We start from the raw sequence: 12,138 nt of genomic DNA, 5'->3' as shown, positions 1-12,138 counted from the left end.
CCGGCGGCCCCTCAGCGGTCCCGCCAGTCGGCGAGCACGGCGGTGAGCGAGTCCGGCACCGGGGGCGGGGCGGCGCTCGTCGTGGTCCGGGAGAACCGCGGCGCGGGAGCCGCCTGCTGGACGCCGTCGCGGCTGACGACCGCCGACCGGGCGGCCAGATGCGGGTGGACGGCGGCCTCGCTGAACCTCAGCACCGGCGTCAGGCAGGCGTCGCGGCCCTCGAACACCGCGGCCCACTCGTCGCGCGTGCGCCCGGCGAAGACCTCGGTGAACCGGGCGCGCAACACCGGCCAGCCCTTCTCGTCCAGCTGCGCGGGCAGGTCCTCGCCGGCCAGGCCCAGCCCGTCGAGGAGGTTGGCGTAGAAGACCGGCTCCATCGCGGCGACCGCGACGAACTCGCCGTCGGCGCAGCGGTAGGTGTCGTAGAACGGCGCGTGGCCGTCGAAGAGGTTGCTTTCGCGCTCCTCGGTCCACTGCCCGCGCTGACGGAAGGACCAGACCATCTGTGCGAGCAGCCCGACCCCGTCGACGATCGCCGCGTCGACGACCTGACCGCGCCCCGAGCGCTCGACCTCGCGCAGTGCCGCGAGCACGCCGACGACGCCGAAGATCGCCCCGCCCGCGAAGCCGAGCAGGTTCAGCGGCGGTGCGGGGCGCTCGTCCGCGCGGCCCAGCGCACGCAGCACCCCGGTCAGTGCGACGTAGTTGAGGTCGTGCCCGCCCAGGTGCGACATCGGCCCGTCCTGGCCCCAGCCGGTGACCCGGGCGTAGACCAGCCGCGGGTTGCGGGCCAGGCAGATCCGCGGGCCGACCCCGAGCCGTTCGGCCACGCCGGGCCGCAGGGACTCGAGCAGGACGTCGGCGGAGGCGGCGAGCTCCAGCGCCGCCGCGCGGCCTTCGGCGGTCTTGAGATCGGCACGCACGTGGCGCCGCCCGCGCAGGATCGGATCGCCGTCGGACACCGGGTAGGGCCCCGAGGGCCGGTCGAGCCGCACCACGTCGGCACCGAGGTCGGCCAGGGTCATCGCCGCGACGGCGACCGAACCCAGGCCGGCGAGCTCCAGCACCCGCAGCCCGCTCAGCGGTCCCGTTCCCGTCACGCGTCCTCCTGGCGTTGTAAATCAGTATTCTCAGCTATAATATCTACCTGATTAGTGGTCGACCGGGCAACGATGAGCGGGAGGCGGCATGGCACTGCGGGTCGGCATCGTGGGGGTCGGCTGGGGAGCGCACGTCCAGGTTCCCGCCTACCGGGCGGCCGGGGGATTCGAGCCGGTCGCGCTCTGCGCCCGCACGCCCGAACGGCTCGGCAAGGTCGCCGGCCGCCTGGGGATCGAGGACACGTCCACCGACTGGCGCTCCTTCGTCACCCGCGACGACCTCGACGTGGTCTCGGTGGCCACGCCCACCGCACTGCACCACGAGATCACCGTGGCCGCACTCGCCGCGGGCAAGGCGGTGCTGTGCGAGAAACCGCTGGCGACCGATCCGGCTCAGGCCCGCGAGATGGTCAAGGCGGCCGAGTCCGCGGGGCGGCCGACGGGATGCTGCTTCGAGAACCGGTGGAACCCGGAGTGGCTCGCCATCACCGAACGCGTCGGCGCCGGCCTGCTCGGCACGGCGTACTTCGCCCGGGTCAGCCGCAGCGCGTCCTACTGGCGTCCCGAACGGCCCTTGCAGGCCACCTGGATGTACGACCGCGCCCAGGGCGGCGGCTACCTCGCCGGGATGCTGGTGCACGACCTCGACTACCTCTGCACGTTGCTCGGCCGTCCCACCGCCGTGTGCGCCGAGGTGCGCAGCAGCATCCCGGTCCGCTCGCTGCCCGGCGGCGGGACGCTGGAGGTCACCGCCGACGACACCTCGGCGCTGCTGATGCGGATGGACTCGGGCGCGCTCGCCGTGCTGAGCGTGTCGACGATCGGCGCCCACGCCGACCATTTCCGGCTGGAGCTCTTCGGCGCCGACGGCACGGTGATCGGCGACGGCACCCTGCGGGAGACCGGCTACCGGGCGGGCGCGGCCACCGACGACGGTCTCGCGACGCTGACGCCCGCCGAGCGGTCGCCGGCCGCACCGGATCAGTTGCCGCACGGCCTCGCCGGCCACGCGAGCCGCGCGATGGCCCTCATGCTCGAGGACTGGCTGCCGGCCTTCGAGGGCAAACCGACGCCGATACCGACGTTCGCCGACGGGCTGCTCAGCCTGGAGATCATCGACGCCGCCCACCGCAGCGCCGAGGGCGGCGGCTGGGTGCCGGTGCGAGCGTGAAGTTCGACCTGCAGCACGCCACGGCCGACCCCGCCTGGACGCCGGCGATCCTCTCGCCCTCGGCGGTGACCCGCTTCGCCCGCGCCGCGGAGGACAGCGGGTACTCCTCGATCGGGTTCACCGACCATCCGGCGCCGTCGGCCAAGTGGGTGCGCAACGGGGGAGAGGGCAGCGCGGACCCGTTCTCCGCGCTGGGTTTCTGCGCCGCCGTGACCTCCCGGATCCGCCTGTTGACGTGGGTACTGGTGCTGCCGTACCGCAACCCGTTCCTCACCGCGCACCAGACGGCCAGCCTGGACGCCCTCAGCGGCGGGCGGCTGGTCCTCGGCGTCGGCACCGGCTACCTGCGTGGCGAGTTCCGGGCGCTCGGGATGGATTTCGAGACGCGGCGGGAGCGGTTCGACGAAGCCCTGGAAGTGCTGCGTGCGGCGTGGTCGGGTGCCGAGATCACCCGCGAGGGCGACGGTTTCTCCGCCCGCGCGACGCTCCCGCGGCCGGGTCCGGTCCAGCGGCCCGGCCCGCCGCTGTGGGTGCACGGCAACAGCCGGTGGGGGCGGCTGCGGGCGGCCCGCCACGCCGAAGGCTGGGTGGCGATCCTCGCGACCGGCCGGCTCGCCAGGACCATGCGGACCGCGCCCATCGACGGGCTGGACGAGCTGTCCCGGCACATCGCGCAGCTGCGGACGCTGACGGTCGAGCAGGGGCGCCCGGCCGGTGCCGTCGAGGTCGTGGTGAGCGGCCACTGGCCGTTGCTCGACATCCGGCGCGGGTGGGACACGGCGCGGCTGGAGGACGACGTGGGCGCGTTGGCCGAGCGCGGGGTGGACCGCGTGGTGGTCGTCGTCTGCGGGGACGACCCCGGCGCGGCCGAGGACACCGTAGGAAAGCTGGGCGAGGAGCTCATCGCCCCGGCTCACTGACCCAGGGGGACCGATGGAACTGGCCGAGCTGGTCGATCCGTCGCAGGCGGCCGTCGTCGTCTCCGAGATGCAGCGCGGTGTCGTCGGCGACCTGGCGTCGCCGGCCACCCGCGAACTCGGCGACGCTGTCCGCGCCGCGGGGTTGATCGGACAGCTGGCGACGCTGACCGCGGCCGCACGCCGTGCCGGGGTGCCGGTCGTGCACGCGACGCTCCAGTTCCGGCCCCGTCACGTCGGGACGCGGATCAACACCCCGCTGATGGCGGTCACCCTCGGGCGGGACCCCGGGTACCTGCGAGCGGGCTCGCCGGCCGCCGAGATCGTGCCCGAGCTGGCGCCCGGGCCGGACGACGTCGTGCACGCCCGCCACCACGGGATGTCGGCCTTCGCCGGCACCGACTTCGACATGGTGCTGCGCAGCCTGGACGTGCGCACGCTGGTGATCGGCGGGGTGTCGCTCAACGAGGCGGTGCTCGGGATGGCCGTCGAGGCGGTCAACCTGGGCTACCGGGTGGCCGTCGTCCGCGACGCCGTGCTCGGGCTTCCGTTGTCGTTCGCGCAGGACTTGTTGCGCTACGCGATCGCGCTGCTCGGTGCCACACCGACCGTGGCCGAAGTGGCCGCACTCTGGACGAAGGACAGCGCATGAAGCTCAACTACCAGTTCCCCGCCCGCGCGGTGAAGCACTGGGACACCTGGATCGGCGACCGCGACCTGGCCGACATCGCCGTGGCGGCCGAGGAATGCGGGTTCGACATGGTGTCCACGACCGACCACCCGTTCCCCGCGCAGGACTGGCTCGCCAACGGCGGTCATCACGCCTTCGATCCGTTCGTCGCGCTGTCGTTCATGGCGGCGGCGACCAGCCGGGTGCGGCTGCTGACCTTCGTACTGGTCGCCGGTTACCGCAACCCGTACCTGGCGGCGAAGTCGGCGGCCAGCCTCGACCGGCTCTCCGGCGGCAGGCTCGTGGTCGGCATGGGCGCGGGATACCAGCGGGCGGAGTTCGAGGTGCTGGACGCGCCCTTCGCCGACCGCGGTCCCCGGTTCGACGCCGCGATCGGCGCGTTGCGGGCGGCCTGGTCGGGCGAGGTCGTCGAGCGTGACGACGAGTTCTTCCCGGCGCACGGCCAGGTCATGCTGCCCCGGCCGGCGCAGCGTCCCGGCCCGCCGATCTGGATCGGGGGCAACAGCAAGGCCGCGATGCGCCGGGTGGCCGAGACCGCCGACGGCTGGCTGCCCTTCGAACAACCCGCCGCGATGGCCGTTGTCACCGGTACGCCCGAGCTGACCGCAGGCGGCCTCGGGGAGCGGATCGCGCAGCTGCGGGAAATGCGGTCCGCGGCGGGGCGCCCGCCGGAGTTCGACGTCTGTTTCACCCCGGCGCCCACCCGCGACCCCCAGCGCGCCGCCGAGCAGCTCGCGGCGGTGCTGCCCGAGTACGAGCGGGCGGGCGTCACCTACGTCTCGATCGACGCGCAGGCCCGCGGCATCGACGACTGCCTGCGCGAGATCGAGCTCCTCGGCAAGGCACTCGCACCGTCCACAAGCGACTGAGCAGTCGCGTCAGGAGGCACCGGCTTCGAGCTTCTCGGTTCCCGGTGCGCGGGTGTCGCCGGTGCCGGCCGGGCCGTTCTCGCCCACGTCACCCGGGTAGAACTGGCGCGCCCAGCGCCGCATCCGGCGGAAGCCGCGGGCCTCTTCGGTGGCCAGCGCCGGCGGGTCCAGGAAGATCTGGTGGTTCCAGATCTTGATGTCGTCGGGCAGGGCGAGCTTGGCCTCGGCAAGGCGCCGCCGGTAGCTCTCCTCGTCGCCGGCCCGGTCGATCCAGTACGTCGCGAAGATCTCGCTGCGGCCGTCCTCGACGGGAGTGGTGTTGATGGTGATCACCCGCACGCCTTCGCGCATGTGCTCGACGTTGACGCTGACCCCCATCCCGGACCACAGGATCTCGATGGTGTTCGCCGTGTCCGTGCGCAGCGCGCCGTCCTCGTCGTGCGCGTGGTCGCGCCAGCCCTTCCCGAAGCCGACCCGCGCCCACCACTGCGGGCCCTCGACCTTCTCTTCGAGGACGACCGGGCTGAGCGGGGTGCGGTGGACGAACCGGAAGTGGTGCGGGTCGACCGTGTTCTCGACGACCATCTGCGGATGCACCCGCAGGTCCGGAAAGCTTTCGCGGGCGTCGGGCCCGGCGGGGTGGAACTCGCGGTCGGCGGCGTGCGGAGTGTCGTGGAGCGCGTCCGGCACGTCCCAGTAGGGCTCCCGGCCGGCGTGGTCGAACCAGACGTAGATCGACTCGTTGCGCTCCACGACCGGCCAGCTGCCGAGCTTGCGGGCCTTGTTGGGGCGTTCCTGGTAGGGGATGGACACGTTGTGCCCGTCCGGCGCCCAGACCCAGCCGTGGAAGGGGCACTGGATGCCCTCGTCGACGACGCAGCCGCCGTGCGCCAGGCTCGCACCCAGGTGCCGGCAGTGCCGGTCGTGCACCCGGACCACGCCGTCCTTGCCGCGATAGGCCACCAGGTCCCGGCCGAAGTAGCGCAGCGGCACCACCTGCTCCGGCCCGATGTCCCCCGACCACGCCACCTGGAACCATCCGGTCAGCTCCAGATCCAGCCCATGCAAGCGCACGACGCCGACCTCCCTGAGGGTCTTCTTGAGAATATCATTCCCACCGAGCTTAACAGCGTGCGACGGTTCGGGGAATGACATTCCCCGAACGACCGGGCCCGTTCTCGCGGATTGTGCGATCATGGGGCAGGCGGAAAGGTGAAGAATGAACATGCCGACAGGCCGGGCGGTCGAGTCGGGCCGCGCCGAACGGGAGCGGGCGGGCATCGTCCGTGCCGCGCACCGGCTGATCGGCCGCGGCGGCGGGACGACGGCGATCGAGGACATCCTGCGGGCCGCCGGGGTGAACCGGCGCACCTTCTACCGGCATTTCCCGTCCAAGGACGCCCTGGTGCTCGCCATGCAGCGCGAGGCGGGCGAGCTCGTGCGCAATCGCTTGCGGGCGGCGGTCGGCGGCGCCGCGGACGGCCGGGCCGCGGTGATCGCCTGGATCGAGGAGTTCCTCGGCATCGGCTGGCACGAGCGGCAGGCCAGGGAAGGACGGACCTTCCTCGCCCCGGAGGTCGGCATGGTCGCCGGGATCGCCGACGCGCTCGAGGACGTGCACGCCTGTCACCGGGAGATCCTGGTGGAGGCCTTCGGCAGGGCCCGCGAGGACGGCACGCTGCCCGCGGCGGTTCCCGGACGGGACGCCTTCGCCGTGCACGCGGTCGTGCTGCGCTGCCTGGAGATGCGGGCCCGGGCTCGGCTGGACCGCCCGTATCCGGTCGTTCGCGACGAGATCGTCCGGCTGTTCGTGCCCGGGGCCGGCTCAGAACGCTGAGCGGTGGTGCCCGCCGTCGACCTCGATCCAGTTGCCGGTCACATATCCGGCCTGCGCCGAGCAGAGGTAGACGATGAGCGAGGCGATCTCGTCGGAGCGGCCCATCCTGGCGGCGGGCACCCGGGCGTTGTCGAGCATCCAGCTCCGGCGCTCGTCTTCGGTCGCCACCCCGGCGTTGGCCCGCAGGTAGTCCACGGCGTTCTGGGTCTCGATCCAGCCGGGGGCGACCGTGTTGACGGTGATGCCGTACCGGGCGTACTCGTCCGAGACGGTCTTGAGCAGGCCGATGGTCGACGGGCGGGTCGCGTTGGCGACCGCGTGGTGGATGTTGCCCACCGGCTCCTTCGCCGTCGCCGACCCGATGTGCACGAACCGCCCCCAGCCGGCGTCGCGCATCGCGGGCAGTACCGCGTGCAACAGGTTGACCTGGCTGACGGTGTAGGTCTGGAACGAGTCAGTGTAGGTGGCCACGTCCTCGATGTCGGCGAAGTCGCCGGGCACGGTGAACTTCGTCTGGCCGATCACGATCGACGGCGGGCCGAACGCCTCGCGCACCTCGGCCACGGCCCGGCGCACCTGCTCCCCGTCGGTCATGTCCGCGGTGATGCCGACGGCCGTGCCGCCCTGTTCCCGGATCGAGGCGACCGCGTCGTCGATGTCCGCCTTCGTCCGGGCGACGACGGCCACCCGGCACCCCTCGGCGGCCAGCATCCGCGCGACGTCGCGCCCCATGCCCTTGCTGCCGCCGGTGACCAGCGCGGTCCTGCCCCTGATACCGAAATCCATCGTTCCCGCCTTTCGGGTGGCTGGTGAGAAGTTCAGGGAATACGTAGTTGACATTTTCGTCAAGGGCCGTTGGAATCAGTTCGCGCGCAGATCATGACCGAAACGCCGGGAAGGATGTCCGATGGCGATCGACGGCCGGGATCTCGAACTGTTCATCCGGCGCTGGTACGAGCTGTGGAACGCACAGGACAAGGAGGGCTGGCTGCGGCACTGGCGCACCATGTCGCCCGGCGAGCCGACCCTGGAGGACCCGGTCGGCACTCCCGTCAAGCACGGCTGGGAACTGGCCTCGCAGCTGTGGGACCGGACCGGGCCGGACCACCCGGCGGTACGCATCACGCAGCTCATCACCGGTGCCGACGAGGCCGTGGTGGTGTGCAGCAACGAGGGCAGCTACCGCGGTGCGGCGCTGGTGATCCCGAGCGTCGACGTCTGGCGGGTCGAGCCGGGTGGTTCGAGCGCGGTGCGCAGCTTCTGGGAAATTCCCGAGCACATCCCCTACGGCCGCTGGACGGCGCGCACCGGGAGCCCGCGGTGACCACCACCGCACCGCCACACCGGCTGTGGGACCTGGTGCTCTGGCGGGCCGAGCGGACACCCGGCCGGATCCTGCTGAGCGACGACCGGGGCGCCGCGATGACCGCGGCCGGGCTCCGCGACGCCGCGGAGCGGGTGGGCGCCGGGCTCGCCGCCCTCGGTGTGCGGGAGGGCTCGCGGGTCATGTGGCAGCTGCCCACGACACTGGAATGCGTGGTGCTCAGCGTCGCGCTGGCCCGGCTCGGCGCCGTGCAGAACCCGGTGATCACGGTGCTGCGGGAGGCGGAGCTGCGGGCGCTCGACGAGCAGTTCGCGCCGGAGTTCGCGGTGGTCCCGACGCGCTGGCGGGGTTTCGAGCACGCCGCGGCGGTGCGCTCGGTCGCCGGTTCTCGTGCCAGGGTGATTCCCTGTGACCACAACGAGAGTACGGAACTCGCGCTGCCACAAGGCGATCCCGCGGACTTGCCCTCGCCACCGGCGTCGGACGCGCCGCGCTGGGTGTACGTGACCTCGGGCAGCACGGCCCGGCCCAAGGGCGTGCTGCACACCGACGCCTCGGTGTTCGCGTCCTCGAACGCGATGGTGGACCAGTTCGGTGCCGGCGAGGACGACGTGTTCCCGATGGCCTACCCGTTCGCCCACATCGGCGGGATGGCCTGGCTGGTCACCACGTTGCGGGTGGGCAGCAGGCTCGTGCTGCTGGACAACTTCGACCCCGCCCGCACCCCGGTCACCATGGCGGAGCACGGGGCGACGATCCTCGGCAGCGCCACCCCCTTCTTCCAGGCTTATCTTGCCGCGCAACGAAAACACGGCGCCGAGCGGCTGTTTCCAGGGCTGCGGCTGTGCATGGGCGGCGGCGCGGCGGTCTCCCCGGACCTCGACGAGATCGTCCGCCGGACACTGGGCGGGGACGGCGTGGTGAACGGGTACGGCCTGACCGAGTTCCCCATCGCGGGGTTCCCGCGGCGGACGGACGCGGCGGGCAAGGCGAGGTCGTCCTGGCTCCCGGGGCCGGGCGTGGAGGTCAGGATCGCCGGCGCCGACGGAAGGGACCTGCCCGCGGGAAGCTCGGGGGAGCTGCGGCTGCGCGGGCCACAGCGTTTCGCCGGCTACCTGGACCACGAGCTGGACGCCACCGCGATCGACGAGCAGGGCTACGTCCGGACCGGTGACCTCGCCGTCGTGGACGAGCACGGCCTGGTCACCATCACCGGCCGGCTCAAGGAGATCGTGGTGCGGGGCGGTGAGAACATCTCGGTCGCCGAGATCGAGGCGGTGCTGTCCACCCATCCGGCGATCGCGGACATCGCGGTGATCGGGTTGCCGGATCCACGGCTGGGCGAGACCTGTTGTGCCGTGGTGGTTCCGGCGGACGGGCTGCCGCCGCCGACCCTGGACGACGTGCGCGCGCACTGCCGGGACGCGGGAATGGCCCGGTACAAGACCCCGGAGCGGGTGCGGACGCTGGCGTCCATCCCGCGCAACTCCATGGGAAAGATCCAGCGCCAGCAGGTCCGCGCCGCGATCGCCGACGGGGACACGGTTCCGGACGGCCGGCGGTGACCGGGTACGCCCCTGGTCACCGCCGGACCCGGGTCAGCGTAGCGGGAAGTGGTTCTGGAACCAGCGCGTCGCGCGGTCGAAGAAGACCCGGGCGTTGCGTTGCAGGTTCAGGTCGTGCCCCGCGTCGGGGATGACCGTGGTCTCCAGGTGTGCCTCGGGGGAGAAGAACACCGCCTCGGAGTCGTGCAGGGTGGCGTCGCTGCGGCAGTCGGTGAGCGAGCCACCGCCGCCCTGGACGCAGAACGGCTTGTCCTCGACGCCGTTGACCTCGAGGACCGGCACCTTGATACCGACGGTGGCCGGAATGTAGACCGGGATCGTGGCCCCCACTCCCACCGGAATCTCGCTGCGGGTGGCCTCGTCCTGCGCGACGACAGCGGGATCGGCATTGGGCAGATAGTAGAAGATCGGAGCGCGGGCCCCGGGAATGCTGACGTAGCCCAGATCCGCCGCGGGGACGTGTGCGGCCGTGACGGGGTCGAGCTGGGCCGGGCGGATGTGGGGGCCCAGCTCGGCGAGGGCGAGCGCGCCGAGCGAGTGCGACGCCCCGGACACCAGGACCCCGTCGACATCGGCGTAGGTCGCGGCTTCGAGCCACACGGTGAGCGATCCGAAGGAATGGCCCACCAGCGCGACCCGGTCGAAACTCGGGCCGAGCGCGCCCCCGCGGGCCGCCGTGACCACGTCGTGCACGGTGCTGGCGCCCGCGAGCTGGGTGGCCAGCGCGCTCAGCGGATGCGAGCTGCGGCCGACGCCGAGCTGGTCGATGGCCAGTGTGGCGTAGCCGGCGGAGTTCTGAGTGCGGGTATAGGAGTATTGGCCGCCGAACCCCGGGAAATCCCAGTACGTGTGGTCGTAGCTGGCGCCGTGCACGAGGATCTGGAGGACGTCGGGCGCGTGCCCGGGTGGCAGGCACAGCCGCCCGTAGATGGTCTGGTCCTTGGGCAGTCCCGGCGCCAGCGAGGCCGGGACCTTGACGTCGGAGCAGCCTCCCGGGTCCGACACGGCGGACACCGCGGTGAACGGGAGCGACAGCAGCACGGCAGCGGCCGGGACCAGCGCGCGTGCCCTGGAAAGGACTGTCATCGAAATGATTCTCTCCTTGGTTGTCGGCTTCGCGCCCGGTAGGACTCGCGCAGCGCCGTCTTGTAGAGCTTTCCGTTGTCCTGCCGTGGCAGCTCGCGCACGAAGTCGATCGAGCGCGGCCACTTGAACGGGGCAAGCCGCGTCCGGCAGTGGGCCAGCAGGCGCTCGGCGAGGCCGTTCCCGGCGTCGGACCAGCGCACCGGCTGGACGACGGCCTGAACCTGCTCGCCCAGTTCCGGATGGGGCACCCCGAACACGGCGACGTCGGCGACCTCGTCGTGCACCACGAGGACGTCCTCGATCTCGCGGGGATAGATGTTGACCCCGCCCGCGATGATGGTGAAGTCGCGGCGGTCGCTCAGGTAGAGGTAGCCGTCCTCGTCGAGGTGCCCGATGTCGCCGATGGTGCGCCAGTCCGGATGCTGCGGATGCGACAACGCCGCGGTCCGCTCCGGGTCGTTGTGGTAGGCGACCGTGATGTCCGGTGTCGCGAAGTACACCGTGCCCACGGATCCCGCGGGCAGCTCGGTGCCGTCCTCGGCGCAGATGTGGATGACGGTCCCCTGCGGCCGCCCCACCGAGCCCGGGTGTGCCAGCCATTCCTCGCTGGAGAGCACGGTCGTGCCGATGTTCTCGGTGCCCGAGTAGTACTCCCGCAGGATCGGGCCCCACCACTCGATCATCCGGCGCTTGACCTCCACCGGACAGGGCGCCGCCGCGTGCACCGCGATCCGCATGCTCGACAGGTCGTGGCGGTCGCGGACCTCGCCGGGCAGTTTGAGCATGCGCACGAACATCGTCGGCACCCACTGGCTCGAGGTGACCCGGTGTTCCTCGATCGCCGCGAGGGCCTGCTCCGCGTCGAACCGGCGCAGTACGACCACCGTCCCGCCCGTGCAGTGCACCAGAGCCGAGACCCGCAGCGGCGCGGCGTGGTAGAGCGGCGCGGGGGAGAGGTACACCGTGTCCTCGTCGAGGCCGAGCAGTGCGGTACCCGAGGGCAGCAGCTCGCGATCGCCGGCACGGGCGGGATGGCCGGGCAACGGGAAGCGGATGCCCTTCGGCCTGCCCGTGGTGCCGGAGCTGTAGAGCATGAAGGTGCCCCGCACCTCGTCCTCGAGCGGTTCGGGCGGAAAGGCCGAGACGGCCTGCTCGTAGGACTCGTGGTGTTCGCCCGTCCCGTCGAGCATCAGCCGGCGCGTGACGCCCGGGGTCAGTGGCACCAGCTGCTCCGCGACCTCGGCCATGGCCGAGGTGGTGAGCACCACCTTGGCGCCGCTGTCGTTGACGAGGTGGGCGGCCTCGGCCGCGGTCAGGTGCGAGTTGACCGGCGTGACGTAGAGGCCGCTGTTCAGGCCGGCCCACACGAGCTCGAAGTACCGCAGGTGGTTCTCGGCGAAGACCGCGTAGTGGTCGCCCGGGCGCAAGCCCGCCTCGCGCAACAGCCGGGCCAGCCGGTTCGCGCCCTCCGTGAGCTCCCGGTAGGTCTGGCGCTGCCCGGTGTCCGCCACCACCACCGCGGACTTGTCCGGAGTGGACAGCGCGAAGTCTGCCGGGTACATGCGCACCTCCTCGGGT

Annotated in this window: 12 protein-coding genes; 7 read left to right on the top strand and 5 right to left on the bottom strand. The window is 72.1% G+C overall.

Going from position 1 to position 12,138, the window contains the following annotated elements; translation table 11 throughout:
* Positions 1-11 precede the first annotated feature (11 nt).
* The gene (locus tag LWP59_RS23990) at positions 12-1,100 is read right to left on the bottom strand and encodes a CaiB/BaiF CoA transferase family protein (protein ID WP_144639911.1); all 1,089 of its coding nucleotides are present in this window, start codon (positions 1,098-1,100) and stop codon (positions 12-14) included.
* 88 nt (positions 1,101-1,188) lie between these two features.
* Here LWP59_RS23990 and LWP59_RS23985 point away from each other — a divergent pair, with 88 nt between their 5' ends.
* Genes LWP59_RS23985 through LWP59_RS23970 form a run of 4 tightly spaced genes read left to right on the top strand, consistent with a single transcriptional unit; the run spans position 1,189 to position 4,748 of the window.
* A complete protein-coding gene (locus LWP59_RS23985; RefSeq protein ID WP_144639906.1) occupies positions 1,189-2,271 on the top strand; it encodes a Gfo/Idh/MocA family protein in 1,083 nt (360 codons plus the stop codon).
* Positions 2,268-3,191: an LLM class F420-dependent oxidoreductase gene (locus LWP59_RS23980; protein ID WP_144639903.1), complete on the top strand. Its 924-nt coding sequence runs from the start codon at positions 2,268-2,270 to the stop codon at positions 3,189-3,191. Before LWP59_RS23985 ends, LWP59_RS23980 begins: the two co-directional genes overlap by 4 nt.
* A gap of 13 nt (positions 3,192-3,204) precedes the next feature.
* Positions 3,205-3,840: a cysteine hydrolase family protein gene (locus LWP59_RS23975; RefSeq protein WP_144639899.1), complete on the top strand. Its 636-nt coding sequence runs from the start codon at positions 3,205-3,207 to the stop codon at positions 3,838-3,840.
* Positions 3,837-4,748, top strand: a complete 912-nt coding sequence (locus LWP59_RS23970; protein WP_144639896.1) for an LLM class F420-dependent oxidoreductase — start codon at positions 3,837-3,839, stop codon at positions 4,746-4,748. Before LWP59_RS23975 ends, LWP59_RS23970 begins: the two co-directional genes overlap by 4 nt.
* Positions 4,749-4,757: 9 nt before the next feature.
* Here LWP59_RS23970 and LWP59_RS23965 read toward each other — a convergent pair whose 3' ends face one another.
* Positions 4,758-5,822, bottom strand: a complete 1,065-nt coding sequence (locus LWP59_RS23965; RefSeq protein ID WP_222425577.1) for a Rieske 2Fe-2S domain-containing protein — start codon at positions 5,820-5,822, stop codon at positions 4,758-4,760.
* A 145-nt stretch (positions 5,823-5,967) separates the two neighbouring features.
* Here LWP59_RS23965 and LWP59_RS23960 point away from each other — a divergent pair, with 145 nt between their 5' ends.
* Complete coding sequence (locus LWP59_RS23960; protein ID WP_222425576.1) at positions 5,968-6,585, top strand: TetR/AcrR family transcriptional regulator; 618 nt, start codon at positions 5,968-5,970, stop codon at positions 6,583-6,585.
* Here the strand turns inward: LWP59_RS23960 and LWP59_RS23955 are convergent.
* Complete coding sequence (locus LWP59_RS23955) at positions 6,574-7,371, bottom strand: SDR family oxidoreductase (RefSeq protein WP_144639890.1); 798 nt, start codon at positions 7,369-7,371, stop codon at positions 6,574-6,576. The genes LWP59_RS23960 and LWP59_RS23955 overlap by 12 nt on opposite strands.
* 121 nt (positions 7,372-7,492) lie before the next feature.
* On the opposite strand from LWP59_RS23955, the gene LWP59_RS23950 reads away from it, so the two are divergent.
* Together LWP59_RS23950 and LWP59_RS23945 are read left to right on the top strand one after the other, a co-directional pair.
* On the top strand, positions 7,493-7,909 hold the full coding sequence (locus LWP59_RS23950; protein WP_222425575.1) for a nuclear transport factor 2 family protein: 417 nt from the start codon (positions 7,493-7,495) through the stop codon (positions 7,907-7,909).
* The gene (locus tag LWP59_RS23945; protein ID WP_222425574.1) at positions 7,906-9,474 is read left to right on the top strand and encodes a class I adenylate-forming enzyme family protein; all 1,569 of its coding nucleotides are present in this window, start codon (positions 7,906-7,908) and stop codon (positions 9,472-9,474) included. Before LWP59_RS23950 ends, LWP59_RS23945 begins: the two co-directional genes overlap by 4 nt.
* 33 nt (positions 9,475-9,507) lie before the next feature.
* Here the strand turns inward: LWP59_RS23945 and LWP59_RS23940 are convergent, their stop codons facing one another.
* Both LWP59_RS23940 and LWP59_RS23935 read right to left on the bottom strand, forming a co-directional pair.
* Positions 9,508-10,560, bottom strand: a complete 1,053-nt coding sequence (locus tag LWP59_RS23940; protein ID WP_144639884.1) for an alpha/beta hydrolase — start codon at positions 10,558-10,560, stop codon at positions 9,508-9,510.
* The gene (locus LWP59_RS23935; protein ID WP_144639881.1) at positions 10,557-12,122 is read right to left on the bottom strand and encodes an acyl-CoA synthetase; all 1,566 of its coding nucleotides are present in this window, start codon (positions 12,120-12,122) and stop codon (positions 10,557-10,559) included. Before LWP59_RS23935 ends, LWP59_RS23940 begins: the two co-directional genes overlap by 4 nt.
* Positions 12,123-12,138 lie beyond the last annotated feature (16 nt).

Origin of the sequence: Amycolatopsis acidiphila (genome assembly GCF_021391495.1) — a bacterium.
GTDB lineage: Bacteria > Actinomycetota > Actinomycetes > Mycobacteriales > Pseudonocardiaceae > Amycolatopsis_E > Amycolatopsis_E acidiphila.
This window is presented reverse-complemented; position numbering and strand designations above follow the sequence as displayed.